This window comes from Desulfosporosinus paludis, from assembly GCF_045689965.1.
Classification (GTDB): domain Bacteria; phylum Bacillota; class Desulfitobacteriia; order Desulfitobacteriales; family Desulfitobacteriaceae; genus Desulfosporosinus; species Desulfosporosinus paludis.
On the sequence record NZ_CP144211.1, the window covers coordinates 98992 to 125404 of the forward strand.

The 26413-nt window shown below is 40.2% G+C and carries 32 protein-coding genes and 3 pseudogenes; 6 read left to right on the top strand and 29 right to left on the bottom strand.

Annotated features, from left to right (window positions below):
• The 5 genes from VZF35_RS00435 to VZF35_RS00455 all read right to left on the bottom strand — a co-directional run bounded on the left by VZF35_RS00435 (position 1) and on the right by VZF35_RS00455 (position 3874).
• On the bottom strand, positions 1–363 hold the full coding sequence (locus VZF35_RS00435) for a hypothetical protein (protein WP_407309960.1): 363 nt from the start codon (positions 361–363) through the stop codon (positions 1–3).
• Between the two features lie 3 nt (positions 364–366).
• The gene (locus VZF35_RS00440) at positions 367–1374 is read right to left on the bottom strand and encodes a hypothetical protein (RefSeq protein ID WP_407309962.1); all 1008 of its coding nucleotides are present in this window, start codon (positions 1372–1374) and stop codon (positions 367–369) included.
• 5 nt (positions 1375–1379) lie between these two features.
• Positions 1380–2354, bottom strand: coding sequence for a hypothetical protein (locus VZF35_RS00445; protein ID WP_407309964.1), 975 nt, complete (start codon positions 2352–2354; stop codon positions 1380–1382).
• Positions 2355–2966: 612 nt separating this feature from the next.
• Positions 2967–3149, bottom strand: coding sequence for a hypothetical protein (locus tag VZF35_RS00450; protein ID WP_407309966.1), 183 nt, complete (start codon positions 3147–3149; stop codon positions 2967–2969).
• 116 nt (positions 3150–3265) lie between these two features.
• Positions 3266–3874, bottom strand: coding sequence for a TetR/AcrR family transcriptional regulator (locus VZF35_RS00455; protein WP_407309968.1), 609 nt, complete (start codon positions 3872–3874; stop codon positions 3266–3268).
• Positions 3875–4152: 278 nt separating this feature from the next.
• On the opposite strand from VZF35_RS00455, the gene VZF35_RS00460 reads away from it, so the two are divergent.
• Positions 4153–4806, top strand: a complete 654-nt coding sequence (locus VZF35_RS00460; RefSeq protein WP_407309970.1) for an MBL fold metallo-hydrolase — start codon at positions 4153–4155, stop codon at positions 4804–4806.
• Between the two features lie 35 nt (positions 4807–4841).
• Positions 4842–5087 (top strand): annotated as a pseudogene (locus VZF35_RS00465) (MFS transporter); the annotation flags it as partial.
• A gap of 405 nt (positions 5088–5492) precedes the next feature.
• Here the strand turns inward: VZF35_RS00465 and VZF35_RS00470 are convergent.
• The 9 genes from VZF35_RS00470 to VZF35_RS00510 form a co-directional block, all read right to left on the bottom strand.
• Entirely contained in the window at positions 5493–5777 is a 285-nt protein-coding gene (locus VZF35_RS00470) for a GNAT family N-acetyltransferase (protein WP_407309972.1), read from the bottom strand.
• A gap of 40 nt (positions 5778–5817) precedes the next feature.
• Positions 5818–6057 (bottom strand): hypothetical protein, encoded by a 240-nt coding sequence (locus VZF35_RS00475; protein WP_407309974.1) that lies wholly within the window; start codon positions 6055–6057, stop codon positions 5818–5820.
• A gap of 394 nt (positions 6058–6451) precedes the next feature.
• Positions 6452–6919 carry a nucleoside deaminase gene (locus tag VZF35_RS00480; RefSeq protein ID WP_407309976.1) on the bottom strand — a complete coding sequence of 156 codons (468 nt, stop codon included), beginning with the start codon at positions 6917–6919 and terminating at the stop codon, positions 6452–6454.
• Between the two features lie 178 nt (positions 6920–7097).
• The gene (locus VZF35_RS00485) at positions 7098–7271 is read right to left on the bottom strand and encodes a DUF2310 family Zn-ribbon-containing protein (protein WP_407309978.1); all 174 of its coding nucleotides are present in this window, start codon (positions 7269–7271) and stop codon (positions 7098–7100) included.
• A gap of 261 nt (positions 7272–7532) precedes the next feature.
• Complete coding sequence (locus VZF35_RS00490; protein ID WP_407309980.1) at positions 7533–7976, bottom strand: GNAT family N-acetyltransferase; 444 nt, start codon at positions 7974–7976, stop codon at positions 7533–7535.
• A 157-nt stretch (positions 7977–8133) separates the two neighbouring features.
• On the bottom strand, positions 8134–8865 hold the full coding sequence (locus VZF35_RS00495; protein ID WP_407309982.1) for a hypothetical protein: 732 nt from the start codon (positions 8863–8865) through the stop codon (positions 8134–8136).
• 596 nt (positions 8866–9461) lie between these two features.
• Positions 9462–9656, bottom strand: coding sequence for a YwbE family protein (locus VZF35_RS00500; RefSeq protein ID WP_407309984.1), 195 nt, complete (start codon positions 9654–9656; stop codon positions 9462–9464).
• A gap of 40 nt (positions 9657–9696) precedes the next feature.
• Positions 9697–9975 carry a hypothetical protein gene (locus VZF35_RS00505; protein ID WP_407309986.1) on the bottom strand — a complete coding sequence of 93 codons (279 nt, stop codon included), beginning with the start codon at positions 9973–9975 and terminating at the stop codon, positions 9697–9699.
• A 53-nt stretch (positions 9976–10028) separates the two neighbouring features.
• Positions 10029–10724, bottom strand: coding sequence for an MBL fold metallo-hydrolase (locus tag VZF35_RS00510; protein ID WP_407309988.1), 696 nt, complete (start codon positions 10722–10724; stop codon positions 10029–10031).
• Positions 10725–10817: 93 nt separating this feature from the next.
• Here VZF35_RS00510 and VZF35_RS00515 point away from each other — a divergent pair, with 93 nt between their 5' ends.
• On the top strand, positions 10818–11207 hold the full coding sequence (locus tag VZF35_RS00515; RefSeq protein ID WP_407309990.1) for a VOC family protein: 390 nt from the start codon (positions 10818–10820) through the stop codon (positions 11205–11207).
• A complete protein-coding gene (locus tag VZF35_RS00520) occupies positions 11194–11580 on the top strand; it encodes a hypothetical protein (protein ID WP_407309992.1) in 387 nt (128 codons plus the stop codon). The genes VZF35_RS00515 and VZF35_RS00520 overlap by 14 nt, the downstream gene beginning before the upstream one ends.
• Before the next feature lie 83 nt (positions 11581–11663).
• Here VZF35_RS00520 and VZF35_RS00525 read toward each other — a convergent pair whose 3' ends face one another.
• The 6 genes and pseudogenes from VZF35_RS00525 to VZF35_RS00550 form a co-directional block, all read right to left on the bottom strand.
• Entirely contained in the window at positions 11664–12125 is a 462-nt protein-coding gene (locus tag VZF35_RS00525; RefSeq protein WP_407309994.1) for a CinA family protein, read from the bottom strand.
• A gap of 44 nt (positions 12126–12169) precedes the next feature.
• Positions 12170–12939: pseudogene (locus VZF35_RS00530) on the bottom strand (ABC transporter permease).
• Complete coding sequence (locus VZF35_RS00535) at positions 12940–13698, bottom strand: ABC transporter ATP-binding protein (protein ID WP_407309996.1); 759 nt, start codon at positions 13696–13698, stop codon at positions 12940–12942.
• A pseudogene (locus VZF35_RS00540) lies at positions 13682–14063 on the bottom strand (DUF1048 domain-containing protein). The gene VZF35_RS00535 and the pseudogene VZF35_RS00540 overlap by 17 nt, the downstream one beginning before the upstream one ends.
• A gap of 9 nt (positions 14064–14072) precedes the next feature.
• Positions 14073–14420 (bottom strand): DUF1048 domain-containing protein, encoded by a 348-nt coding sequence (locus VZF35_RS00545; RefSeq protein WP_407309998.1) that lies wholly within the window; start codon positions 14418–14420, stop codon positions 14073–14075.
• A complete protein-coding gene (locus VZF35_RS00550; RefSeq protein WP_407310000.1) occupies positions 14420–14743 on the bottom strand; it encodes a PadR family transcriptional regulator in 324 nt (107 codons plus the stop codon). Before VZF35_RS00550 ends, VZF35_RS00545 begins: the two co-directional genes overlap by 1 nt.
• Positions 14744–15650: 907 nt before the next feature.
• Here VZF35_RS00550 and VZF35_RS00555 point away from each other — a divergent pair.
• Positions 15651–16538 carry a DMT family transporter gene (locus VZF35_RS00555; RefSeq protein WP_407310002.1) on the top strand — a complete coding sequence of 296 codons (888 nt, stop codon included), beginning with the start codon at positions 15651–15653 and terminating at the stop codon, positions 16536–16538.
• Positions 16539–16764: 226 nt separating this feature from the next.
• Here the strand turns inward: VZF35_RS00555 and VZF35_RS00560 are convergent, their stop codons facing one another.
• The 6 genes from VZF35_RS00560 to VZF35_RS00585 all read right to left on the bottom strand — a co-directional run bounded on the left by VZF35_RS00560 (position 16765) and on the right by VZF35_RS00585 (position 20837).
• Positions 16765–17106, bottom strand: a complete 342-nt coding sequence (locus VZF35_RS00560; RefSeq protein WP_407310005.1) for an ADP-ribosylation/crystallin J1 — start codon at positions 17104–17106, stop codon at positions 16765–16767.
• 56 nt (positions 17107–17162) lie between these two features.
• Positions 17163–17549 carry a hypothetical protein gene (locus VZF35_RS00565; protein ID WP_407310007.1) on the bottom strand — a complete coding sequence of 129 codons (387 nt, stop codon included), beginning with the start codon at positions 17547–17549 and terminating at the stop codon, positions 17163–17165.
• An 89-nt stretch (positions 17550–17638) separates the two neighbouring features.
• A complete protein-coding gene (locus tag VZF35_RS00570) occupies positions 17639–17956 on the bottom strand; it encodes a hypothetical protein (RefSeq protein ID WP_407310009.1) in 318 nt (105 codons plus the stop codon).
• A 1371-nt stretch (positions 17957–19327) separates the two neighbouring features.
• Entirely contained in the window at positions 19328–20005 is a 678-nt protein-coding gene (locus VZF35_RS00575; RefSeq protein WP_407310011.1) for an alpha/beta hydrolase-fold protein, read from the bottom strand.
• Positions 20005–20250 (bottom strand): DUF1653 domain-containing protein, encoded by a 246-nt coding sequence (locus VZF35_RS00580; protein WP_407310013.1) that lies wholly within the window; start codon positions 20248–20250, stop codon positions 20005–20007. Before VZF35_RS00580 ends, VZF35_RS00575 begins: the two co-directional genes overlap by 1 nt.
• A 95-nt stretch (positions 20251–20345) precedes the next feature.
• Positions 20346–20837 (bottom strand): hypothetical protein, encoded by a 492-nt coding sequence (locus tag VZF35_RS00585; RefSeq protein ID WP_407310015.1) that lies wholly within the window; start codon positions 20835–20837, stop codon positions 20346–20348.
• An 884-nt stretch (positions 20838–21721) separates the two neighbouring features.
• Between VZF35_RS00585 and VZF35_RS00590 the strand changes: the two genes are divergently transcribed.
• On the top strand, positions 21722–22414 hold the full coding sequence (locus tag VZF35_RS00590; RefSeq protein WP_407310017.1) for a YjjG family noncanonical pyrimidine nucleotidase: 693 nt from the start codon (positions 21722–21724) through the stop codon (positions 22412–22414).
• Positions 22415–22673: 259 nt separating this feature from the next.
• Here the strand turns inward: VZF35_RS00590 and VZF35_RS00595 are convergent, their stop codons facing one another.
• The 3 genes from VZF35_RS00595 to VZF35_RS00605 all read right to left on the bottom strand — a co-directional run bounded on the left by VZF35_RS00595 (position 22674) and on the right by VZF35_RS00605 (position 26353).
• Positions 22674–23303 (bottom strand): class I SAM-dependent methyltransferase, encoded by a 630-nt coding sequence (locus VZF35_RS00595; protein ID WP_407310019.1) that lies wholly within the window; start codon positions 23301–23303, stop codon positions 22674–22676.
• Between the two features lie 245 nt (positions 23304–23548).
• The gene (locus tag VZF35_RS00600) at positions 23549–25153 is read right to left on the bottom strand and encodes an IS1182 family transposase (protein ID WP_407307550.1); all 1605 of its coding nucleotides are present in this window, start codon (positions 25151–25153) and stop codon (positions 23549–23551) included.
• A 213-nt stretch (positions 25154–25366) separates the two neighbouring features.
• Positions 25367–26353: an alpha/beta fold hydrolase gene (locus VZF35_RS00605; RefSeq protein WP_407310021.1), complete on the bottom strand. Its 987-nt coding sequence runs from the start codon at positions 26351–26353 to the stop codon at positions 25367–25369.
• Between the last annotated feature and the right edge of the window lie 60 nt (positions 26354–26413).

Consider the following 26413-nt stretch of genomic DNA (forward strand, 5'->3'; position numbering starts at 1 on the left):
CTATTTTTTAGACTTATTAATAGCGTCAAACATTTTAGCTGAGGATAATTTGCTTAATTCCGGATTACCTGCTAGTGCAGCCCTCGCGCGGTTATTAACAAACACATCCGCATCATGGGCGTCAAGGCCCTTTTCCAAAATTAAGTATTGATACAATTCTCGACAAGGAGACAGCATAAACTTCTCATTTTGGAAGGCAGTCATTGCTTCCTCTCGGTCAATATCACACATCTTCATCAAAACGCGTAGAATTTCATCATCCTTGACCTTTGCTTCATACAATGCGGCAGTCACAAGTTTTATCTCATTATTTCTAATTTGCCGTTCTTCTAAAGAACCTACATAAATGTTCAATCCCTCCAACAATTAACCCCATGTCTTAACTTTAAGTAACTCAGCAATCTCCTGTGTTTCAGGCAGCTTCTCTGTCTCCATAATTTGTGTCAAATCAAATACTCGTGATCCCATAGGTGCTCTTGGCGTTATCTTCTTAAAGTCAGTTTCATAAAATTTGTCTACAAAAAAATATCTTGTGGCATCTAACACATAGCCATAGTTTTTTCCATCTTCTATAGCTCCGGCTATCTGTTGCTTTCTTTCATCGGTCAGTTCTCCAAGTTCAGCTTTATACTCAATGTCAGCTTCCGTAGTAACTGCTGTGATGATTGCATTGATTTTTCCTATGGCTCTTACACTTTTTTCTTTGTATAACCCTAGATAATCATGGGCGCTAAAGCCACGATCAATGTTATCGTAGTAGAGGTTTTCATTTACATTAAAATCAAATGTTGTACCAGCAAGTTGTACCCTCATACGCTTCCACGAATCTGAAACAATGATTAGCTTGTCGTTATAGCAGTAATTCAGGTAATCATCCAGAACCTCCTGCATTTCATAATCTTTGTCATCAATAACATCCTGTATGGCATGGACAATCCTTTCGAAGGTAGTATTAACGTGCATTACCGGATATGTTTGTGTGGCGTTATATTCCTTCAAATGATCTTCGAATTCTTTTTTCTTTTCTGAATTCATCAACTCCGGTGCTAAAGTAATCATCACTTTATATTTTTCATCACTGAAAGACTTCAAATGACGCAGCAGCTGATCTGTATAAAACCAGTCAGACATTTTAGTCTCGACAACAATTTTAAAGCTCTCCTGCGTGATAGTAGCATCCGGAATACTCTCCACACTTTTTTCCTGTAAATTAAAAACTATTTCTGGTTCAAATGCGACAGAAAAGAACTCAGATTTCAAAAAGCGAAAGAACTTATCTGAAGAGTATGAATAAAGCCGAGACAATAGCAGCATCGTATTTGCTGTAGCAACATTTTCTTTCTCATGATATCTCTGGAAATAATGAATCTTCATAACTACTAGTCTCCTATCTTTTTCTTTCCGTAGTTTTTCGGGAAGTAATCCTTCCCAAGCAGCCAAACATACTGGTCGATTTGCTTCAGGTTATATTTGACCAAGTCATAGAAGGCACGGAAATCAATCAGTATGCCTTTGAATTTTACATAGTCCTTCAAATCGCCATCATGGAAATCAGAGAAGCTATCACGATTTCTAAAATAGCGAAGTACCTCATCGACATAACTATCATAGATCGGATAATCGAGTGGATTGTGATGGCTACAATATTTTGAGGCAAAAGAGTAAAAGTTCTTTTCTGTATCACTGATAGTTATATGCTGGATATCACCAACTAGGGTAACATCACCAGCTTTAAGTCTCGCATCAATACCCAGAGCGCATATGTGCTTAGCTACTGGATAGATTGAGAAAATGTTCGTACTATAAAAGTCGTTAAGCGTTGATGCCTTCAGAAGAACATCGATAATGTTTGTATTCTTCGGGCATAGCTCAAAGAACAGTTTATTAAGTGCATCCTCCTGAAGGTGGTAGTTCTCAAGGCCATCCCACTTTGCAAGATAAAACTCAACCTGCTCAATTGATGGATCAGGAACATCAACACCCATTTTCTTCTTACGAGTATATACATGCTTAGCCTTTTTCTGCGTAGGCACAGATGGCTCGGCAGTTCCATCAGAATCTAAGAATAAACGAAACCTTCTTAGATGAGACAAGTAACTATTAACAAGTGATTTAACATTACCGGTCGAGTTCTCAGAAAGAGCCTTTATTAATGCATTCTTTGCCGCATTCTCAAAATCAGTAGAGGTCACTGAATTCCAGAAAAGGTCTTTGCTTCCTTTCCTCCAAAGGTAGAAGGTGTCCACATAAGCAGTATTGATTGTTAATTTTGAAATGTTCTGGCTATGTAAGAAGGTTCTATATAAAGCACGCAGTTCATCATATGATTGAGCTTTTAATTGATTTATATCCATTATCGAACCTCCTTTACTCGATGTTGTATAATCTTTCGAGCTACTTCAATATGAACCACTTTTAAAGAAATCTATTAACGCACCATCACACAAGCGCTCGGCTCTAACAGATTCCTTAATGAGTGCCAATACACACTATGCATTCAAATTTGAAATATCAGGCTAACTTCATCACTAAATTAGTTAAAGATTCCCTAGCAGACATCTTATTCCCTATTCCTGTTTTATTTTGATTACCTCGCTCAACCTCCCATTATTGCTATAGCCTAAAGTATTCCAACTATTTCCGGGTTCTCATTATAGACATAATGCATCTTGAAATAAGGTTAAGGAAAATAACCCTAAAGACAACCTAATCATCTCACAAGATTCCCACGAAGTAAGGGGAATCTTGTCTAATAAGATAAAAAAGCACTTCTACTGAGATGGCAGAAGGGCTTTACTACAATTCGTATTTACAATTTTATTCACATCTTTTCCATTTTTACATTATAAAGCGTGTAGTTTGTAACCCAAGGAAATCTATGTCAAGAAAGAACAATTGCCACCTTGGCAGTTGGGCGTAACTATAGTCGGAAATATTGATTTCAAAGCTGAAGAGGCGGTAACTTTCTACTTATTGATTAAATCTGTACCATATGAGTTGTCTATTGCACAAAGCCATTCGCCGTTTAAATTTTTCTTAAACACATATGTTGACTTTCTCTGCATGGAATATTCCGAATCCTTTTTATCGGCAGAAAGTATCGCTTCGGAAATAACCAACGCAGTGTCTCCAGTTTCTAAAATAATCATTTCCCCCTGTGTTGGTACAAGACTGTTATACGAATACCTCCAACACCGAATGAGGTAATGCAATATTCTTGCTGTAGGGTTTAAACATTTTGTGAAGATGAACCATAATGAGTTCTTTATTTAATCCCAATAAATAATGCGCAAAGTTGCTCCAAAATTATCTCTGGCGAATATCCACGTACATCTCTTTGAAATGAATAGGAATCTCTGCTTAAAGCCATTAGCAGTATATCCGCTCTAAAGGTACTGTTGAAATGGGTCTGCGCAGATATACTCATCTCGTCAATCAGTTCCACAAATAGTTGATGCAATTCATTAAACAGAGGACTCTGCATTCTGGATCTGAGTGGATTTATTGACGAGGAGTCCTCGACTCCCATAAGCAATTGTGCCTTTCTTTCTCTAAAACGGATAAATAGGCTGAGAACTCCTTTTAATCGTTGGCTTGAAGGAGCAGAATGGTTTTGCTCCAAGTAGGTTTCAATATCATTAAATAGTTGATCAACGTTGTCTTTAAGTAAATCAAGACATAATTCCCCTTTATTTCTGTACCGGCGATAAAGAGTCCCTGGACCGACCTGTGCTTCACTGGCAATTTGATTCATACTAACTTGTTCGACACCATTTTGCTCAAATAACTTAATAGCTGCGTTCAATATCCGCTGGCGATTCTCAGCAGCATCACGTCGTTCAGATCGAATTTGGGTTGTTTCAGAACGACTCATAATATCATCACATCCTAAATTTATAATAAAACTCTGTTGACAAGTGGAGATTTCTCCTGTTATATTATGTGGAGGATTCTCCACTTATATTAGCATAAAGAAAAGGAGTTGTAAAACACATTGCAAAATCATCATAATCAGTCCGCCCTGTTGGTTATGGATATGCAAAATGGTATCCTATCACGTTTTGCAGAAGATGGGAAAGTGCTCCTCCCGTTCTACCGAATGCCGTTGCATACGGTAAATATATTGAGAACTATAAAAAGGGGTGCAGTAAATTGAAAATCAAATGGTTAGGCCAATCATGTTTTCTAATAACTTCGGAAAATGGCACAAAAATACTCACTGACCCGTTCAAAAATATGTTGGGTTATAAGTTACCTGAAATTGAAGCGAATATCGTATCTACCAGTCACAATCACAGCGATCATAATAATGTTAATGCAGTTAAATGCAGCTTTACCCATTTCAACGAACTGGGTGCTTTTTCGGTAAATGGTATTGCGATAAAAGGGGTAGCAACTTTTCATGATAAGGACTTGGGAAGCAAGAGAGGAAAAAATACGGTATATAACTTTAGTATTGATGGAATCAATGTATGCCACTGCGGCGATCTGGGACATGTGCTATCAGATACTCAGATTAAGGAAATAGGAACTGTAGACATACTCCTGCTTCCCGTTGGTGGACGCGCCACCATTGATGCACTGTGTGCTGTTCATGTCATGAAGCAACTGAATCCGACAATTGTGATCCCAATGCATTACCGAACAAAGGCGTTCGGGCTGCTTGGTTTTTTATTTGAAAAGGTCGATAAATTCATTGCTGCTTCGGGGTTAAAGGCTAAACAATGTAAGGAACTGGACATTGATGAAGCCAATATAAAAGAATACAAAGAAGATAAAGAGATTGTTATCCTTCAATATGATTGAGATCAGACAGTATGAACATGAGGAGAGTTATATTCATGCCAATTTGGAAAAGAAACTTATTCGTTTGCTGGTTTGGAATTTTTGTAGCAGCTATCGGAATGAGTCAGATTGCCCCTGTATTGCCGCTTTATATTCATCATTTGGGGGTTCATAGTACATCTTCCATTGCCCAACTTTCAGGCGTTGCTTTTGGTGTTACCTATTTAATTTCAGCTGTTTTCTCACCAATTTGCTGGCCTGAGGCCAACGTTAAATGGACCTATTCAAACGGAATACTCAGGCATAGAACTTAAGCTTATAAGCAGAGCTTTAGAACTAAATATATATAGCTTACATTATAATATTTCTTGTTCACGATTAGCTCTATTGCAAAAGATTCCTTATTATTACCGAAAAGGTAGCTCGATTTCTACCGATATAATTGCTCATTCGATAAATTTGATACTATACATTAGATTTGAACCTGTTGGAAAAATTAATATAAGTTGTTTTATGTTTTTGTGTCATAAAACATTCTATTGCATAATTTTGTGTCAATATTTGTGACATAAATTTAAATAAAAAGAAACAGCAAAACTGCTGTTTTCAATGATTTAGCTTTCGCGGGTTTGTGTAGCTCGTCATGTGACGCTTTAAAAGAAGATTGCGAAACAGACAAACATCTACGACTTTGATAGAGAATATGGTCAACTACTTGAATCAATAGAATAAAGTACATGCTCCCTCAGAGAACAGCCCTCAATAATATTCGGATGTTCAAATTCCATAACTTTTACCATACCAATCTTTTTCATTACATTTTCAGATTGAACATTTATTTTCGAAGTGAAGCTATATACTTTATTGAATTCTAGTCTTTCTATTCCATATTTTAAACATGCCTTCGCCCCTTCTGTTGCAAATCCATTACCCCATGCTTCACATTTAAGTCTCCAACCTATTTCAATACCAGGACTATAGCAAAAATACAATTATACTTGAGAGAATTCTTGGGCAACGGTAATGGTCGTATCAATTGTTCCTCTTATTCTCATTCATCTGCAAATATTGATTTCTGATTGGCCGGGATATCAGCCAGAAGAGGATAAGTCCCTCCAGTAGTGCTCCTAATAAATCAACCCATTGTCTTGTTATAATCGTACGTGCGACATCAGACACGAGGTTCACTGCTAAAATGATCGAGAACAGGAACCACGCCCATCGCCGATGTCGAAACCATCCAACGGTTGTCAAGACTAACACGACAGACAATACAGCAAAGCCTCCTCCGGCTAAAAGTCGAATACTAAGTAACTGCTGATACTTCCCCCTCCTTGAATGACCATATAGAAACCAGGACGCCGTGCGGGTATAAAACTGTAATTGCTGCTAAGGCGGCGATTACCGATGTTAGGCTCAGGAAAGCACCGAAAAGACTGTGGGTTAGCCTAACTTCGATGCTTGATTCACGTACATGTAACCGTGCTTTATTTGGCATCCTTGTACCCTCCTCTCATTAGCCATCTATACCTCAGCCAAGCTACCGACCATCGTTGTACATATTGGAGGTTCTAGGACAAAATCTTTTAACATTTTACTTAGTCCCCAGGTATCACATAATTAGGTCTTAAAATAATATCCTTTTTTATCTCTACAAATTTAGGATTTAACCTTTTATATTAAGAGAAAAATAGCTTGCCAATACTTGAAGACTTTCATCCCGCAATATTCCCGCTGTCACCTCTGGCTTAAATGACGAGTTTCCAAATACAATTTGGCAGCAACGGCTGCCATTTTCCCCCAATATGTTACACAAATCAATATCACTGGCTCCATAAACCAGTCTGCCAAGCTTTGTCCAAACCATTGCACCACAGCACATAAAACATGGCTCACAGCTTGAATACAACGTATATTCATGCAAATCCACAATTTGTGTTTCATTGCAAAAATTCCTAATTAATCCAGATTCGGCATGAAATGTCGGGTCAGTTGCAGTATATATCTGATTTTCATTTGTATAAACTATTTTGTCATCTTTCACAAGAACCGCCCCAAATGGTTCGTTGCCATGTTCTACCGCTGATACAGCCAATTCTATTGCTTTCTTCATGAAAAATTCATCTGTTCTCATATATCCTCCAAAAAATTCCGACTTAATCATAAGTCACATTTTTCTACTTTTATTCATAAGCCCAGGTTATTAGTCTAACCAGTAATATGGATTTTGCGAGGTTCGGTAAATGGGTCTTTAGCGAGATATTATTTCAACGGATTAGGTTCATTTAATCTTCCGGCTAAATCTTTGTCTATTAACGACTACCCTCGTCTGATAGTAACAAACACGTATCGCACTTGTATGAATATAGTTTGTGAAGAGGAACTTGTAATTTCCAATCTTGTTCACAAATCGGACACGCTTGCTTTTGTTTGCCGTAAAATTTATGTAGAAAGTAGTAAAAAGGCTTATTAGTTTGCGACTGCATTTATTTGCAAATACTCAACCCCTCTTGGCTCAACGGACTGTTCACTTGTGAAATTTGCGAAACATTACCTTTTAACACATTTATCATTATAAACCAAAGATACCATATCCTACTTGCAAATATCGTGTTCTATCTCCACTATCTAGTACATTGTAGGAAAAATGCGAATTAGCTCTTACTACATAAACGTCTAACCAAGCAGTCAATAAGTTTCTCTAGCTATCTCCCACTTTAACTCCATGCCCTTAAGACTATTTTAGGTTATAAAGGTTTTACAAAATACACCCGTCTGTAACCGTCTTCTAATCGGCGTCCCGCTTCGACAAACCCTAGCCTATGATAGTACTTAATATTTTCAGTCATTAACTCGTTAGTATAAAGATTGACTTCTTGCAAACCTGCTTTTTTAGCAAAATTAAAAGCAAACTCAATTAATTTACGTCCAGTTCCCCTTCCTTGGAAACCTGGGTGAACTGCTACATTTTCGATAAATAGGGAATTCCCCTTTGGGAAAAAGACAATAATGCCCATAAATTCTTCCGAATCTGTTGCTATATAAACAACATTCTCCTCAATAAGTTTAGAATAATCCGAAAGCATGGGAGCAGGCTTTTTACACATTCTTTGAATGTACACGCTATAAGCCGTACATACACATTCAAAAATGGCCTGTTCATGTTTCTTTTCAGCAAGCTGAATATCCATACTTAATACGCACTCCTTAAATTAACGCTTCCCATAATCCTACTTTTCATGCTTTACCTAGATTTAATGTTATTTCCAGTTATTAGCCTAACCAGTGTGAATAATGTAGAATACATTCAAAGTATTCCAATAGTCCATATTGCTATAATCTCTTAGATCAGGCTTGTATCATCTCCACCGTAACATCTTCGCGGCTTTTTTCATAAAACACCATGCGCCATTCTACATCGTTCACTGGTTCAAAGTGAAGTGCGGAGCAGGCTACATGGAGCTTGCCTTGTTCGCGACCGCCAAAAATACTGACGCAAATGCCGATGAATGCCTGTGACTCATTGGGATTGGTGCGATTCTGCCGAGGTTGGTCGGAATGAACGCAATCAGTGACGGTGAATGTACCATCAGGCAGATCTTGCGAGAGCGCATACCTCATCACAGTATAGTGTGTCGGGGACTCTTGATTTTGGCTGTTAAAATGCTCACGGGATATTTCGCGCTGCTCATATTCCTGCACGATCAGCGTATGCTGTGTGCCGGTGGTCGGGTGTATAAACTCGATGCGCTCACCGGGCGCTGATACATGGAAGTGCGGTCCCGATATGGCGGCAGGCCTCTGCATCAGTGTTATGCTCAGCGTCGTGATCTTCGGTTTGCGTTTTTTCGTCCAAGGAAAAGCAGCGCGCCAGATTGCCCAACCATAGGCAGGATCAAGGCCATAATGTTGTATCACGTTCTTGGCCTCGGGGCCGTTGCCCTCTGGGAAGCAGGGATTCCACGACAATCCGCAGCCATGAGTGCCTGAAAGGACAGCTCCGTTCAATACAACCTTCCGATTTATATTGATGGCCAGCGGATTTTCTGCGTCTATCTGCATCAACTGTTCATCGGTCAAGTTGCTTCCGTCATTCTCAATAGAGAGATTCCACTTGCCAATAAAGAAACGAATGCGCTCAGCTGGAACCTGTAGGCAAAAGTCCACGACTAAACCTTTACTGCAGGTGTAAATCGCTGGGATATACCAGACTTCTTCTTCCCAGACAAACTGCTTATCGAGAGAAATTTCCTTGTCGGCTCTTTCACGGCCATGATGTCCCCAAAAGTTGCCGTCAAAGTAAACCTTCCATTCCGGTATCTTCGACTTGACAGGAACCCACTCCTTCCGTATATTTGATGGTCTGTAATCAAACTCGGCCTGCAGTTTCCTATTAGTCGAGTAAACCCAGGGAATTTCACCCTGAGTTTCTCATAGAACCGAACGTGAAAGCACTCCATTCGGCCCTTGTAATGCAAACACTTCCTTCTATCCATGCTTTTTATAAAATTCAGGTGCTTGAAAACGGCCACCAGCTTAGAGTTTATCAGGGCGTCTATTTCTTCTTGAGCTTAGCGTGGCGCTGGGTGAATATCTATCATTGAGTGGTTAGAATTAGCCAACCTGGATCGGCTCTACCTTTCCCTACAAAATAAATGCGGCAAATCAGTTAACGTTTAAGGGAGAATGCGCTTTACTCGACCCACTATTCCACTCTCAAGGCGAACTTTTATTCCGTGAGGATGAGCAGGCGAATTAGTTAGAATGTCTTTAACAACACCTTCAGTTAATTTTTCCGCTCTCTGATCTTGTTTTTGAACTATTAAAACGTGTGTACCACGCGTGATATTTGCTCGATTATTTCCATCCATTACTATGACCACCTACTCTATGAAATCAATTTAGTGTTGCCTAACGTCCTTCACGCCCATATGCTTGAGCTAGTCCAACCGTGACAAGCATTAGAGCAGAATTAGCAGCTCCACCAGATAAATGCAAGGAAGATGCAACTTTTCCGCCTAAGCCGATAATATTGACAATTGACCCTTGCTTCCGACCAACTATACGGCGTCCGACTGCGTCAGTTGCATTTGTATTAATTGACTCGGTACTTATGTATAAGTTTTGGCAAACATGTCCTGCATCAAGATACAAGTATCTATAACCTCTTTCTCCATATCTCCAATTCATCTTATAAGGTACAGCAATCCAAATAAAAGAACTCTCTCCTCCTTTTATTGATATTAAATTACTAACTCCTGCCCCATATGGGTTAGTTCAGCAATCATAGTTGGTGATCCTTGCATTTTTTTCCTTAATTTCCCTGTGATTTCAGGACTGTCCCCGAAGTGCATGGGAATAAAGATCTTCGGTTTAAGCTCCCGGATGAAGTACTCACCCCCTGCACCGTAGTTTTCCTCCAGCCTCGGGTCCACGGGGAAGAAGGCAATATCTATGATCTCTCCCTTCAGGTGTTGGACCTCAGCCTTAAAATCTTGTTCAGCTTTAGCCATCTCCTCCGGAGTATCAATCCAATACCACCAATTCAGATCTCCGGCATGAAATATGCGCATCCCATCCACTTGGACCAGAAAGGAAACGCCGATATCCGTAGAATTAAAGGCCTTAACTCTTAGGTCACCCAGTTCCAGTTCCTCATAGGGCGACAGATAACCGATGTTTTTGGCCGGTTGGGAGATGATATTTTCCCGACTAAAGACATACTGAATATCCACACGATCCTTTTGCCATTCCAGAATCGCCGGATTATAATGATCGGGGTGGCTATGGGAACAAAAGACCACAATCTTTTTGGGACTTTCCTTAATTATTGCTTGAACAGAACCTTGATAATAATCAAATATCAGCAGATGCAGATCCGTTTCCACCAGAAAACCACTGTGATACAAATATTTAATTCGAATCGTTGGCGTCTCCATTGTTATCACCTCCTAACGATTATACAATAATTATTGACACTGGAAAATTAATCTTCTGGAAGAAAACACTTAGGAGAGGAGGAATATTCTACCATGGAGTTTCACTTTGACCATAACAACCTTAATGTCCTCAACCTGGAAAAGAGCCTGGAGTTCTACAAGGAAGCCCTAGGTCTGAAAGAGGTGAAAAGGTACCGGCAGCCGGATGGCGACTTTATCCTTGTTTATCTCGGCGACGGGGTCACTCCCCACAGCTTAGAACTAACTTGGTTAAAGGAAAGAACTACACCCTATAACTTAGGAGAAAATGAATTCCACCTGGCTTTTAAGGTCAATGATTTTGAGGCCGCCTATACACACCATAAGACTATGGGCTGCATCTGCTACGAGAATAAAGAAATGGGCATCTACTTCATTAATGATCCGGATAATTATTGGCTGGAAATTATCCCTGCCGTAAAGTCAAAAGGTGGGGGTTCCTGAAGGGGCTACTCCGGTCTGTGGTGTCCTTGTCGGCGGTCTCTGCCGGTCTGGGAAACTGGGGAAAAAACGGATTGGTGGTAAACCATCAATTGGTTCAAAACTTCTGTTCGCTTCGGTCTTTACGAATGCTGACTTAGAATCGACTGTTTACCAGTCTGTATCGGATGATGTAAATAATGTATGTGATAACTGCCGGCAATGTATAAAGGCCTGCCCAACAAAGGCATTTGAGGGAAAGCAATTTCATAAGGTTCGGTGTTTCCCGAATGCTCTTCGAGGATGCTCAGAATGTGTGCAAGTCTGCAAAGGGCAAAATACACACATGGTGGTTCGATTATTCAAACAGCAAAGAACGACAAGGGTGAGACTATAACCTCAGAAGATCGAAGTAGTTACGGAGTCAGCGATAAGCGTCGGCACCACCAGAACCGTCTCACCACAGTGACAACCGCTCCTCTACTTTATATAGGATTGCGGTTCTAATAGAGCCTTATATATAGATTCAAGAACATCTAACACTATATTTAGCACAGTTTCAGTCACAAATTGTTTTTGATCAAACCTTTTCATTGTCGGTACATTTATTTTTCCCGCCATTGCTTGCTCCGTTTTAAATACGATAGAGAAATAAACAACCCCCGGTTCACTACCTTCATTATGTAAGTCAATATTAGAGAAAGTTCCAGTTACCCCAACGCTAAAATCAGCTTGGGTATTCTTCTGACCAGTCATTGCCATAGCCATAGCCTTTGCGCATTCTAAGCTATAAACTCCATATTTCTCAATAATATCTTCAGGAATTCCAATAAATAGTTTTTGTTGGTTCGAATAAGCATTATAAGTAAATAAGCACAAGTATCCAACCCGTACATTCGGATCGTTTACCTGTGCCTTTATAGTACCAACTAAAAGATTCAAAAAGCCTGTTGTTAGATGAATTGAGAGTTCATGGAATAAATGCCTCATGCTGTTTTACGTTTGTAAGCCTGCATTGCCAATACATACGCTGCAACAAGAATTCCCAGGCACCAGGCAATCGCAACCCAAATATCATTGCCGACAGGCTGCCCGACAGGAGCGCGCGGATGGCGTTCACGATCGAAGTAACCGGCTGGTTTTCGGCAAAAGCGCGAACGACTGGCGGCATCGATTCGGTGGGCACAAACGCCGAACTAATAAATGGAAGGAAGATAAGCGGGTAGGAAAAGGCGCCTACACCGTCCACCGATTTTGCGGACAATCCGGCAATCGCCGCGATCCATGTCAAGGCCAGCGTAAACAGCGCGAGTATACCGGCCACGGCAAGCCATGACAATACTCCTGCCGAAGAGCGGAAGCCCATTATGAGCGCTACGAGAATGATTACGACAACCGAAATCGCATTGGATACCAGTGAGGTAAGCACATGCCCCCACAACGCGGCCGAACGCGCAATCGGCATGGAGTGGAACCGTTCAAATATGCCACGCTGCAGATCCATAAACAGACGGTAAGCTGTATAGGATATGCCGCTTGCAATCGCAATCAGCAGGATGCCGGGCAGCAGGTAATTCACATAATTATCCGTGCCGGTATGAATCGCGCCGCCCAACACATAGACGAACAGCAGCATCATTGCGATCGGAGTGATGGTGACCGTGATAATGGTATCCATACTGCGGGAAATATGACGCATGGAACGTCCGAGCATAACGCCTATATCGCTGAAAAAGTGTTTCTTGATCGCGTCCATTTACTTTTCCTCCTTTTTGCCGATGATGGCGAGGAATATCTCCTCCAATGTCGGTTGTTTTTCAACATACTCCACCTTAGCGGGCGGGAACAGTTTTTTCAGCTCCGCGAGCGTGCCGCCCGCGATAATCCTGCCTTCATGCAGAATGGCAATTCGATCGGCAAGCTGTTCAGCTTCATCCAGATACTGCGTGGTCAGGAATACCGTCGTGCCATTATCAGCAAGTTCTTTGACTGTCTTCCAAACTTCGATACGTCCTTCGGGGTCAAGCCCGGTGGTCGGCTCGTCGAGGAAAATGAGCTGCGGTTTTCCAATCAGGCTCATGGCGATGTCGAGCCTGCGGCGCATACCGCCCGAATAGGTGGAAACTCTGCGATCGGCGGCGTCGGTCAGGCCGAAGCGGTTCAGTAAATCATCCGCGACCTGACGCGGATTGGTGAGGTGCCGCAGCTTGGCGATCATGATCAAATTTTCCCGCCCGGTCAATATCTCGTCCACGGCGGCAAATTGCCCTGTCAGGCTGATCGACTGCCGTACATGGTCGGGCTTTGACGCGACGTCAAAGCCGTTTACGACGGCGGTGCCTCCGTCCTGTTTAAGAAGCGTGGTGAGGATTTTAACAATCGTCGTCTTGCCCGCGCCGTTGGAGCCGAGTAGGGCGAAAATCTCACTACGCATCACTTCAAAATCGACGCCCTTTAGGACTTCTGTGTCCTTGAAAGACTTTCGCAGACCTTTCACTTCAATTGCTTTTTCCATCCCCATATCCCCCTTTTACTTTGTTTTATCCGTAACCTTTTTCATGGCCTTGTTAACTTCTTGGTCAACAGATTCTTGATAAATGTCAGCGTAAGTTTTTGAATCTTTGATTAGTCGTCGCAGAAAGCCGCTACGTCACTGCCCGTCACTTCGAGCACGCCTTTCCCCAAGGCCGCGCCCTCTTCAAAAAGATCGATAATCCCCGAGAGCAAACCCGTCCCGTCGGTTGGCTCAACAGGGCCGACCTTAAAGAGATATTTTTGAATCTCTTTATAAACAATCTGATAATCTTGCGGGAACGCTTTGACACGCGCCACGTGCTCCCGCCACTTTTTTTTGCCTTCGATAATATCTTGTATTCTCATGTTATCCTCCTATTTACCTAATTTTTTAGCGATATTATTGTTGAGTTGCTCACGCCACTTGTCGCGAAAAGACTTTGCCCCTTCTTCGCCGGCCAGCGCTGAACAGAAGCCTTTGATATCGTCACCCAAAACCTCTTGGACACTCTGACCGTCCGCCGCAGTTTCTTCGAGCAGGCCAAGTACACCGTCAAGAATTGGCATGAGGTTGCGACCAGTGAAATCTGAGTGCGGCCAAAGATTGGCATTAATCTTTTCCCATGCCGCTTGATAATCAGCCGGCAGCTTTTGGGCTCGCGATTCAAAAGTTTTCATTTCTTTAGTCATGTCGCTGCCTGTGACTTTTTCCCAAAAATTCATTATTTTTTCTCCTTTAGCTCATTAATTTTCGATGACACGAACTCCCATCTTTCCCAGAACTTCCGTAGTTCCTCGCGCCCCGCGTCGTTGAGCACGAAAAACTTTCGTGGAGGCCCCATATCTGAGGGCTTTTTGCTGATCTCTACCAGCTTGCTTTTTTCAAGCCGGATCAGGATGGTGTACACCGTTCCATCCACAACATCTGTGAAGCCGAGGGCGTTCAACCGCCGCGTGATTTCGTAGCCGTAAGTTTCTTTGTGGCTTATAATTTCAAGGACGCAGCCCTCAAGTACACCTTTGAGCATTTCCGTTAGGTTTTCCACACAATCACCCCTCACTATTCTGTATGACTGGTATGAAGTATCACTCATTACTAGTATATAGTAACACCGAGTAGCGCGGTTGTAAAGAGTTATATTTTTGAGCAACCACGATATTTTTCTATGGCTGATTATTCAACGGATGCTAAAGATTCGGTGGAATCTAAATAAATCGATAGTATTATGCTTCAAAAAATTCTTAATAATGTTAAGAAAAATCCCTCCTAAAGTGAAGGATTTAATGCTGTTGACTTGGAAACAGACTTCCAATTATCCACTTTTCATGCTTTAACCTAGGTTTATCGTTACTTCCAATTCTTGGTGGAAGTTATGTGACAATTACTTAAAAGAACTAAGCCTAGGATTCCCTTAGTTTCCCTACCTTATCTATTATCCGTTCAACTGAAACTCTCTCCGTTCTCTCTTCAGAACAGCTAAAATACAAAAACTTTCCGTTTCACCCTACAAAATAATGGAGGCTTTCGCATCAACACATGAAAGCCTCTTCTTATTTATTACTTTTATCTTTGGCATCAATCCCTCGCTGCTGCCTATTTTCTTCAAGCAAATAACATTTCAAACCTCGGCAATACGATAGGCAAGGAAAGTTTTAGCGTAGCAAGATTTTGAGGAAATGATTATAATGAATACCATAAGTAAGGATAGTTCCATTCGTACCAATCGGATGGGTGGGACTTAATGTGTCATTATTTGCTCCAAAAAGTAACGAAGTATATGTCGCAAATTAATAAGTTATACCCCATAGGAGCTAAGGGAGGAGAGATATACAAAAAATTGCTTCTTGCGGGGAGTGGCCGTTTTGTTTGTCCAGGATATATTGCCACGTAAGTGGGGATGCCTTTGGGCTTGAAGTCACAGGCAATTTGAGAAAATTATAAGGAGTATGACGTTGAACAGTTCGCATAAGGGTATGTTGTATATTTTTTTATCTGCGATCCTCTTAAGTACTGGTGGTCTTTTTATAAAATTTGTGCAAGCCGAACCACTGACGATAGTAGCATTAAGATCGGGAATAGCAGGCTTAACCTTGCTGCCTTTCTTAAGAGTTAAACAAATTAAGTTAAAAGCTCCGACTTTAGTGTATATTTTAGCCTATACAGTGATGATGGTTTCGTTTGTAACGGCCACAAAATTCACGACGTCTGCAAATACAGTCGCGCTCCAATATACGGGTTCCTTATATTTGTTTTTGTATGGGGTCAAGAGAAAACAGATAAAGGTTCGAGTGGGAAACGTAATGCCAATGTTATTAATCATTATAGGAATTGGTGCATTTTTGCTGGAGCCTAGTAAAGGACATAGTTTGGCAGGTAATATATTGGCTGTTATAAGCGGGATTTCCTTAGCGACCATGTTTGGTATACTTCCAAGAATTAAGGATATTCCCACTGTTTCACTGGTATGTATTAGTAATTTGACTATTTTTATTCTTGTTTTCCCATGGTTACTACCCTATAGAAATAGCCTGGCTATCAGTATGCAAGGATGGATGGCTGTCACCTATTTGGGCATCGTACAGGTAGCTCTTTCTTACATTTTAAATACCAAGGGTGTGCAACTCACAAGCTCACTCTACTCAATGGTCTTAGCTATGCTTGAGGCAGTGTTAAATCCAATTTGGGTGTTTATCTTTATTGGTGAAGTTCCGACAAACTACGGATTTGTGGGAATAGCAATGATCTTGAGTGCAGTTTTATTGAATATCTTTCAACAAATTCGCTATGAAAAGCAACACGTATTAGTACAATATGACGAATCAAAAAGTATGGAAACTTAACTACGCTTAAGACCCAATTAACGGACCAACTCAAACCGTTGACACAATGACCTCGCTTTGTTTCAAATCAACAAAGCGAGGTCTATTTATAGTAGAAATCTTATACAAAAGTAATATACAGTTTATGGATTAGCGGAAGTTCAGGTAAGCAGGAATAAACTGTAACAAATTAAGAATAACCTGAAGTTATCTAGTACCAAAGCAAAATCAGTATAGTTCAGATAAGCTATTCAAACGCTTTAATGACCGCTATTTTTCCGATAATAAATCTATTGAAGTTTTCCAATTCTTCTGCTGGTATCCATAATTCTTGGTGGTAACTATTGCCTACGGTTTGTACTTCAAATTGGGAAATATATGTGTCTTCAACTTCAAATTTTAGAACATAACCTTTGTTTTGAGAATTAATATCCCGCGTATTCCATCTTTGTGCAATTTCCTCGGCATACTTTTTATTTAGAACAGGATAAAATATTGGTTGTTCAGGTAATCTGGGTGGAAAAGCAGTAAAATTTGTTTTCTCTATTAATTCCAATTCTGCTTTGCCAACAGGACGAAAAAGTAACATTAAATCATCTCCAATAAACTTCAATTGCAATGCAGTAAAAAAAGAAATAGTATAAATTAATGCTTTAGTGAACCCTTAATTGGCTCTAATATTACGTCATCATTCCATAAAATTATATTGTAACACTTATGTAACATCTCAATCCCAAAGTCTGATAAAAGTTCGTTTTTATACAGATAAATCGAAAGTTTCTTTAGATATTGTTCGCATAGCGAAAAATATTCTTCACTGCATTCATTCTTTACCTTCAACTTCATAAGCTCACTATGTGACCTTTTAATGAATAGGGCAACATCGTCATAGTCTTCGCCGATAAATAGAGCAATTGTGTGATTTATATAAGAAACAAATGAATAATAGATAGAATTTCTTCTTAAATATCCTACTGGTAATATGTCTTTTCTATTAAGTAATTTCGTCAGATTGCTTATATCCTCAAGCAAGGTTTAACCTCCTTCAAGACATATCGTCCTTCATCTGTCATCGCAGTAATAAGAATAATGGTAATAACCGTTACTCTGGGAACGGTTTATTATGCTTCACCATAAGGTTCCGCATAGTATTGAGACCCTCTTTTTATCACCTTACAATTGATTAAATGATTCCCTGATGTATCGAGAGGCGGTCTTGTTAACGAATAAATTTTTGCGTTTTGACATTCCAGGCTATTTCTATCTAATTCAGTTTGAAATTGGTTCTCTGTAATACCTGTTGTCAAAGCACTAAATGGATGCCCCGATATAAGTAGATATGTTCTTATTGCCATGTCTGGTGTGGTATGAGCTTGAAATGTAACATAGCCTAAAACAACAATCATTATAATGACGGCAACTACGACCTTCTTTTTCAAAGCCCTGCCCTCCTGCATAACCAATATTGAACTATTAAAAGTTTTAGTACCATGATTAACGGTTGTACTGATGGGTTTAAGAACAATCCTGCGAAGTCTGTTAAACTACATTTCTTCCATTTGACCTGCGAATTTAGATACGACCATAAATGGGAACTCTGCTCCCTTCAAAATTATTTATATATTGGGGATTAAGCATCGAAATATAAATTTCAGAACTAAAAAATAAGCAATAATAGACATATCTAAAATGACTGTTTGTTTAATAATTTTACAGTCTTTAACTTTTGCATATGATAAGAAATTTAATATATTTACACAAATAGGAAGTGCTATCATCAAACATAGAAGGAAAAGAGGCAGTTTACTATAAGTCGATAAATTTTGCAAAGAGATTAAAAGCACTATTAACAATCCAAAATCGAATATTCTTTTCTTAGTACTATCTTCCTTGTTCCAGGTTAAGTATGGGTAATATCTCCCGTTATTAAAATGATAAATTTCACGAATCATTATAAAAATGACTATAATGGATACCATTATGATATAAAAATAATGAAGCATATTACTTTCTCCCCTAACCAATTCTCTTGGATTAAGTGCAACGTTTTTATCCTTAATATTTTTAAATTACTTTTAAATGATATGCCCCTTTGAAATTAGGTATTAGCTCTGGTCCATTCGGTTTTCCTACGGCACTTTCACGAATCCAACCGTCTGATTCATATTGAGTTTGAGATTTATTCTTATAAAACACTTGAGCCTTATACTGCATACCGTGCCGTGATTCTTGACAATCTGACTGACAGACGAGTTACGCATGATGTTTACCTTTATTACCAGCAAAGAGACTAATCCGATTGTCAAAATACCTAAAATGAATATTCCTTTCTAATTTTCTCATGTGTTATCACCCCCAGAATAATAAATAACAAGGGCATAACAAAGTTCAATCTTAATTGTTATAGAGTCACATAAATATAAAACGTTACTGTTCTCCGAAAATTATTGTCCTGATAAAAGACTTCACAAAATCATCTATATCCATTATATACAATATTATGGGCAAAATAACGTTAAATATCGAAACATTTCGTCTATTTTACTTTAATTTATAGTCTTAAATTTCTCATCTTCTAGTCAAAATACATACTTCATTAACTTCCACTAATCCTACTTTTTTGCTTTAACCCAGGGCTTATTGGAACTTCCAGTTATTAGCCTAACCAGTATATGAATTTGAGAAGTTAGTTAATTGTAACTGCTATAATAAATAAGGATAACGTCAATATTCGAACCGGGAGATATAGTTCTGATGCAAACCGGGAGGCGATGCATTTCTCCGGAAAGAAAATTAGTATTTATTTATCTTTACGACTTTAGCAGCCATAAAATGGCCCTGCCGATTCTCTTGGGCATTTCCCGAAAATGCCCGCCGGGCTCTTTTACATAGGTCACTTTGGCCGATTTTGCAATCAGCTCTTTGGACTTCTGCGTGGCTGTGCCCACTTCGCACATTAAGGGATCTTTGGTCTTTTCCTCTTTGCCGCCCAAACTCAGGTATACTTTGCCGGATGGCTGGTGCTTCTGCAAAAATTCCAGCCATCCAGGAAACCATAGCGACCCGGAACAGCTGCCGCAACCAGTAAAGCCCAACTTGCAGTGGGCATAGAAAGCCGTTAGTCCACCCAGAGAATAGCCCACTGGATACACTTCCCCGTTGAGGGAAATAAGGTTCTGCAGCGCCGGCAGCAGGATATTTTTCATGAAGTCCAGCGTTTCGTCGGCTTTCCCGGCAAAAATCCGGCCGCCCGTGCCTTCTAGATACCATGGTGTAAAGTCCCGGTTCCAGTCGATGGGTCCGAATCCCGTAATTAGAAACGGCCGGCACTTCCCCGCTTCGATCCGGGGCAACAGCATTTCTCGGATTTCCGACAGCTGCTGCACGCTGTCGTCACCTGACAGCAAAATCACCAGCGGCACCGGCTGATCCGTTGATCCCACCTGCTCTGCCCAGCAATATTTTTCTTCCAGTGCGAATTTGATCATCAGCGCTCCGGCTCCTGCATCAGCTCAAAGCGATATTTTTGCATGACCTCCGGGTATTTCACATGGTCTACTTCGCTCAAAAACATGTCGTAAGGACGGATATATACCCTGAAATCGTCATAAAGCGCCTGATAAACGATATATTTTTCCTTAGTTTCGCTGTGGGTGGCAACCGCCAGCAGCTGGTACATTTTGTTCTTGAAATGGCAGTACTTGCCGCCGATCACTGGTTTTCTTGGTTCCATAAGTCCTCCTGGATATGTTTCAGATTGGGATTTGGAAACTTCCAATTAATAGCCTGAACAGATATAAGGGCAATGTGAATCTTGTGCGAAATATTTCAACACGTCATTATGTTCATAATTTTTTGTTTGCTTAATTCCTTATAAGCATATACATAACTCATAAAGCGATCAGAATGATTATCAATATCTTCTTGAGAGATACCCAACCAAACACGCAATTTATTTAAAAAGCGACGATTCACTTCACCCGTTGCATCATCACCTACGAAGGAAGCGCCAAAAGTGGCGGATTTTACTTCGATACGAATATTCATATTAAATTGAGTTAAATGTAATGCAACAAATTGTAAGTCGTATTTTTCAGAAGGGATATCTCGAACTATTTTCAACCTTTGACCAAAATCCATTGGAAGAGGTTGAGAAAAACCTGGATCAAGGACCTTTATAGCAGCATCCTTCAATGATAAATCCTCAAAACGTTCAGGAATTTCAATGGCATTAAAAATTTGCTTCAAAAATTGTACTAATTCTTCCCCAGAATGTGGCTCTGGTCTGGATTTTAAAATGTTATCAATCGTTTCTTGCATATTCATCACCACTTTGACACCAATTTTCAATCGCCAAAACTTAAACCTCCGTATGCGTACCCTACGCCTGATTGATATAGGTTAGCAAACTACCAACTATTTAGCTATTGGTATTGAGATATGTAAAACCAGTTAGCCCACCGACTCTCCAGGTACAAGGGCCATCTTCGCTAACCCAATCCTCGGAACCCGGCGTGAGAATTTCCTGCACCGGGCTTTTCGAAGTTAGACAACTGGCTAGGCTTTATCAAGACGGCTATTTCAAACCTTCTTGAGCTTAGCAAGGGGCAAGTTCGCTGTCATACTACACTTTCAGCATCATTCCTCGATTTTCTCCTAAGATATCAAAATATTACATAAAAGTGAAAAGCACAGGCCGTCCTATTAAGACGTCCTGAGGTTTAACTTGTTCACCAGATATTTCGCAGTGGTAGAGTCACTGAAGCTCTACCTTGTATCTTACCCAATCACCGATCTTATACTTCTACAACCCAGTTTGTTTTGCCAGACACAAGCTGATTTGAAAAGCCAGTGGCCCACCTAAGACAATGGACACTTAAAGCCATTAACTTTACCACAAATAGTTCATTTTTTTGTGGTAATCTTTATGATATTTTTCAAGTTCACTATCTGGGATTTTAGCGAATAAATAAAGTTCCAAATTTTCGTGGTTTGGGTCACCGAAAATGGAAAAATAATCTGGTATTCGTAATAGCGGCAGATATCGGCCGTAGGATAAAACCTGCTATAATGATGAAGACATATAAAGTCAGATATATACTAATTATTTCATGCGCGGATTTTTCAGGACAATAATTGATGTCAATTTCGTATTAATAGGATTAATGAGCTACAGATAATTTATATTTTGTGGGGAGCGAAAAATGAGTTATAAAATATTACTATTTGATTTAGATGATACATTATTAGATTTCGGTGCTAACGAAATTGATTCGTTAAACAAATTGTTTAACCAGAATGGATATACTTTTTCAGATGAACTTTTTCGACTATATGATTCCGTAAATAAACAACTGTGGACTGATTATGAAAATGGAAATATTGCATTAGATGAGGTATTAAACTCAAGGTTTTCAGAAACCATGTTGAAATTGGGCAAAATTGTGGATGGTATGGAATGGGAAAATCAATATCGAGACCTTTTGGGTAATGGATATCAGCTAATAGACGGAGCTTTGGAAGTTTGTCAGAACTTATCTGTATCGCATAGACTGTTTGTTATCACAAATGGTATAACAAAAACTCAGATAAAGCGATTAAAGCAGGCAGGATTATATGAATTTTTCGAAGACATATTTGATTCTCAACGCATTGGATTACAAAAGCCATCAAAAGGATTCTTCGATTATGTGATGAGTCATATTAAGGATTTTAATGTAAGGGAAGCGGTTATTATCGGGGATTCATTAAATACCGATATAAAAGGCGGCCTACTGTCAGGAATTGATACCTGCTGGATCAATAGAAAATCGCAAAAATGCTCTGCAGAAATTCCAAGTACATACACGATCACAAGTTTAGCGGAATTATGTTACATTTGCACCCCGATAAAATGAGCCTTATTTTCTTTCTTTCGAGAACAAAAGTATATCAACATAACTTTCGCAAAGACCTAATTATCGAAAAGTAAGAGAACGCCGGGGGCGTCCTCTTACTTTATGGCTACTACAATATTTTTGGGGAAATACACCAGGGTTTATGGATTAGCGGAAGTTCAGGTAAGCAGGAATAAACTGTAACAAATTAAGAATAATCCGAAGCTCTGTAGCTTAAAGGACCCAGGCATTATGGGCCTCGAAGTCCCGTAGCGTATCTCTATGATTCTTTTTTACATTTTACAATTATAAAGTTCACTGGCGGTTTATTTTCCATATGCTTATTTGGCTCATCGATATTTGAGAATTCTACCAGCCCGTATTTTCCAAATTCTTTTTGTATTGATTCAGAATCATAAAAGAAGATTTTTACGCCCTTCATTGTCTCGAATCGATCTTTACTCAGTTGTTTACCCTTTCCAAACATTGGGGCTTTTTTTGAAACAGCTGTAAAAATCATATAACCGTTTGGTCTTAGCTGACTATAGCAATCTCCAATTAATTTTTTTCTTTCACTACTATTCATTAAGTGAATAAGTCCATAGCAAAATACACCATCGTAAAGTTTGTTATCAAAAGGCATGTCAGTTACTGACCCATGATAGATTCTTATATCAAGGCTGTTTTGTTCTGCCAAATCAATCGCTGTTTTTGAAATTTCAATACCTGTTACATTAATTCTGTTGTCAAGAAAAATCTTTGCATTTCGGCCGTATCCAATACCCGGGATTAATATGTCCTTAACTTTCTTCTCAAGGAAAAAGTCCTTTGTCAAGATTGCGGAGTCTGAAGGTTCAAATCCCCACATCATCTGTTTTTCTATAAAACTTGATTCCCAGAATTCTGTCATATCTCTACTCCTTTATGTTTTATTTTAATGGGATATTACCCTACTTACGGCTAAAGTTAATAATGCACAGAACGTAAGGGAGTGTCGCAAAACTACTATTTTGAAGTAGCAAGCGATGCTCCCCATTTCTTTTTACTGTGGAAAATATTAAGTGGTTTGATTGCAATGCTCAATCTCTATTTTCTACTTAAATTTGTGTATAGCAAAATAAGCCTTCTAGATGAGACTGTTTTTTCGACCCCTTTTTAAGCCGTTTTTAATGGATGAAGGGGTTTACCAATTCGTTCATTCTGTATTTTAGCGTGAAGTTTATTCACGTTATACCCAAAACACAGCAGCATAAATTCAGTTTTTACACTGTTTTTACCTCGTGTCAAAAAGCGATTAAAGTTATAGTCATTTTTGAGTACCCCAAAGGCTCCTTCGACCTGTATGGATCGATTTACTCTGAGTAGTCTCCCTTTTTCGGTGGTAATGTTTCCGTACGATACCTGGCGTTTGGCCACAAACGTTTTAGATACTTGCATTCTTCGATTGCCTTTAGCTTTTGTACATTGACTTTTACAAGGACAATCACGGCAGTCTTCACATTCATAGATCGTGATTTCAGATCGGTAGCCCGTTGCCGATGTTCGATGGGTAATTCCCACTAGTTTGAGTTGTTTTCCGTTATGACAGGTGTATTCATCCATTTCTGCATTGTAAACCATGTTTTCTCGCTTGCTGATATCCTTTTTGAAGCGTTTCTTTTTCCATTGTTCATAGGTTTGCGGCTTTATGTAGCAGGTCTGCTTTTTCCCTTCGAGATAAAGATAATTCTCCTCACTCTCATAACCAGAGTCTGCAGTAACATTTTCATAATGGGCCTGTAGTTTAGATTCCAGCGTGTTTAAGAAAGGGATGAGTGTGGCTATGTCGTTACGATCCTGGAAAATCCCAACCCCTGTTACATATTCACTTTCCACGCCAATCTGAACATTGTAAGCCGGCTTTAACTGAGCGTTGCGCATATGGTCATCTTTCATATGCATGAAGGTCGCATCAGGATCGGTTTTGGAGTAGCTATTTCTTCCTTCGAAGAATTGGTGATGTCTGTTGTACTTTTCTTGACGGGTATAGAATTCCTTCAGGTCTTCTGTAAACTTTTGTAGCTTTGATTTCCGTTTTCCAATACCATGGACAAATTCAATCTGCTCTTGCTGACGTTTTTCTTCTAGGTAGGAGAGGGCCGCCTTAAGGTCCTTAAGTAACGTTTCTTTGGTTGCCTTGAAGTCCTTTAGATAGGTCAAATTGATCTCCTCAAGACAGGATTGAATTTTCAAGAACATTTTGGTCTCATTCTTAGTAACGACTTTCTTCCAGACAAACGTATAACGGTTAGCATTGGCTTCAATTTTTGTTCCATCGACAAAAAGGTTCTTAAACTCTACTTCCCCAAGCTTGTGTAAATACGTCACCATTTGGAAAAAGAGGTCTTCTATGGATTCCTTTAAATAGTTCTTCCGAAATCGAGCAAGGGTGCTGTGGTCTGGTGCCTTGCATCCTTCCAACAACCACATGAAGTTAATGTCTCTTTTACAAGCAACTTCAATCTTGCGGCTTGAGTAAATGTTGTTCATATAGGCATAGGCTACTACTTTGAACAGGATTTTGGGTTCGACTACAGGTTTTCTTCCAGTGGAAGAGTAGGCCTGATACAACGCTTCGTAATTCAATCCCTCCAAAATGTGGCTTAGCAGTCGAACTGAGTCATCCTCCGGTATTAACACATCAAAATTAAATGGTAGAACTAATTGATAGTGTCCACTTAATTCAGTATAATTTTTAGAGTGTAATTTGGTTGTTAGCATAACTCAAATTATACGACAACTGCGGGTTCTTTGGGACCTGCAGTTTTGTTTCTAGTAGGAAAAAAAGGGGCGTTGCTTACGAACTATTTTAGTTCGTTTTGCAACGCCCCCTTTTCTTAGTAAAGTTAATAATCTTGAGAGGCAACGCTTCTGGATCAGCATTCTTCGCGGGTGACCACGTAGCGATCTTAGAACAAGCCACTAGAATTATCCCTACGACCTAGAGAGGCTTTGCAGGAACGAAATTATTGCAGTGCTGACCTCTTGAGGTTTCTCCTGTTGAGTCCAGTGTCCGCAGCCCGGGAGTATGATCGTTTGATCGAGCATTGGCACAAGACTAGGCATCTCAGAAATTATTTCCCTCATCCCAGGGATACTGAGACCGACGTCACGTTCGCCCACCACATACAGGGCGGGAATCATTATCTTCATTCCACTAAAACAAGCTAGTAGTTCCCAGTTGCGATCTAGATTACGATAATAGTTCAAACCCCCACGAAACCCGGTCGCGCTGAACGCCTCGGAATAGACGGCCAAGTCGACTTCTGTAAGCCAGCAAGGCAATGAAGGGGCGGGCAGCGGCGCGAGCAAACCTTTACTTCGGGATACCATACTAAAGGGATTCGGAGTGCCATCGTTTTCTTTACGAGGTCCTGCATCTCCGGAAGCAGCAAAGAGCAGGTTAAGCATTGTGAAGCGAACGTCGAGCTCAAACTCCTCCTCTGGCAGGCCTGGAGTCTGGAAGTAGAGCGTATAGAACAACTCATCTTCCTTCTGAGGAAAGATTTTGGAGGGAGGAACAGGGGGTTGGCCCATCATCGGTACGCATAATGCGATCACCCCACGGAAGCGGTCAGGCCGTAATAAGGCCGCATGCCACGCGAGCGTTGCGCCCCAGTCATTCCCGACGATTACGGCTTTTTCAACGTCCAATGCGTCGAGCAGACCCACCATATCGCCGACAAGATGCAGAAGGGTGTACTGGTCAATTTCTTCCGGCTGCTCCGTACCGCCGTAGCCACGTAAATCAGGGGCCACCACGCGAAACCCCGCCTCAGCTAGCACAGGGATTTGATGACGCCATGAGTACCATGTTTCCGGAAACCCATGACATAACAGCACAAGAGGACCTTCGCCCTGCTCAACTATATGCATCTGGATATTGTTCGCCTTAATTATACGGTGTTTCAAATTAGTCATCGTACTCTTCTCCTTATTAAGGGTTATGCCTCAATGCTCCATGTTTCACGGGGATAGCAA

What these genes read in the sequence shown, in the direction of transcription:
- VZF35_RS00440 (WP_407309962.1), bottom strand. Translation starts at nt 1,374, where the DNA reads ATGAAGATTCATTATTTCCAGAGATATCATGAGAAAGAAAATGTTGCT.
- VZF35_RS00445 (WP_407309964.1), bottom strand. Translation starts at nt 2,354, where the DNA reads ATGGATATAAATCAATTAAAAGCTCAATCATATGATGAACTGCGTGCT.
- VZF35_RS00450 (WP_407309966.1), bottom strand. Translation starts at nt 3,149, where the DNA reads ATGATTATTTTAGAAACTGGAGACACTGCGTTGGTTATTTCCGAAGCG.
- VZF35_RS00455 (WP_407309968.1), bottom strand. Translation starts at nt 3,874, where the DNA reads ATGAGTCGTTCTGAAACAACCCAAATTCGATCTGAACGACGTGATGCT.
- VZF35_RS00480 (WP_407309976.1), bottom strand. Translation starts at nt 6,919, where the DNA reads ATGAGAACAGATGAATTTTTCATGAAGAAAGCAATAGAATTGGCTGTA.
- VZF35_RS00485 (WP_407309978.1), bottom strand. Translation starts at nt 7,271, where the DNA reads ATGCAGTCGCAAACTAATAAGCCTTTTTACTACTTTCTACATAAATTT.
- VZF35_RS00490 (WP_407309980.1), bottom strand. Translation starts at nt 7,976, where the DNA reads ATGGATATTCAGCTTGCTGAAAAGAAACATGAACAGGCCATTTTTGAA.
- VZF35_RS00500 (WP_407309984.1), bottom strand. Translation starts at nt 9,656, where the DNA reads ATGGATGGAAATAATCGAGCAAATATCACGCGTGGTACACACGTTTTA.
- VZF35_RS00505 (WP_407309986.1), bottom strand. Translation starts at nt 9,975, where the DNA reads ATGAATTGGAGATATGGAGAAAGAGGTTATAGATACTTGTATCTTGAT.
- VZF35_RS00510 (WP_407309988.1), bottom strand. Translation starts at nt 10,724, where the DNA reads ATGGAGACGCCAACGATTCGAATTAAATATTTGTATCACAGTGGTTTT.
- VZF35_RS00515 (WP_407309990.1), top strand. Translation starts at nt 10,818, where the DNA reads ATGGAGTTTCACTTTGACCATAACAACCTTAATGTCCTCAACCTGGAA.
- VZF35_RS00535 (WP_407309996.1), bottom strand. Translation starts at nt 13,698, where the DNA reads ATGGAAAAAGCAATTGAAGTGAAAGGTCTGCGAAAGTCTTTCAAGGAC.
- VZF35_RS00545 (WP_407309998.1), bottom strand. Translation starts at nt 14,420, where the DNA reads ATGAATTTTTGGGAAAAAGTCACAGGCAGCGACATGACTAAAGAAATG.
- VZF35_RS00560 (WP_407310005.1), bottom strand. Translation starts at nt 17,106, where the DNA reads ATGTTACTTTTTCGTCCTGTTGGCAAAGCAGAATTGGAATTAATAGAG.
- VZF35_RS00575 (WP_407310011.1), bottom strand. Translation starts at nt 20,005, where the DNA reads ATGATCAAATTCGCACTGGAAGAAAAATATTGCTGGGCAGAGCAGGTG.
- VZF35_RS00580 (WP_407310013.1), bottom strand. Translation starts at nt 20,250, where the DNA reads ATGGAACCAAGAAAACCAGTGATCGGCGGCAAGTACTGCCATTTCAAG.
- VZF35_RS00585 (WP_407310015.1), bottom strand. Translation starts at nt 20,837, where the DNA reads ATGCAAGAAACGATTGATAACATTTTAAAATCCAGACCAGAGCCACAT.
- VZF35_RS00590 (WP_407310017.1), top strand. Translation starts at nt 21,722, where the DNA reads ATGAGTTATAAAATATTACTATTTGATTTAGATGATACATTATTAGAT.
- VZF35_RS00595 (WP_407310019.1), bottom strand. Translation starts at nt 23,303, where the DNA reads ATGACAGAATTCTGGGAATCAAGTTTTATAGAAAAACAGATGATGTGG.
- VZF35_RS00600 (WP_407307550.1), bottom strand. Translation starts at nt 25,153, where the DNA reads ATGCTAACAACCAAATTACACTCTAAAAATTATACTGAATTAAGTGGA.
- VZF35_RS00605 (WP_407310021.1), bottom strand. Translation starts at nt 26,353, where the DNA reads ATGACTAATTTGAAACACCGTATAATTAAGGCGAACAATATCCAGATG.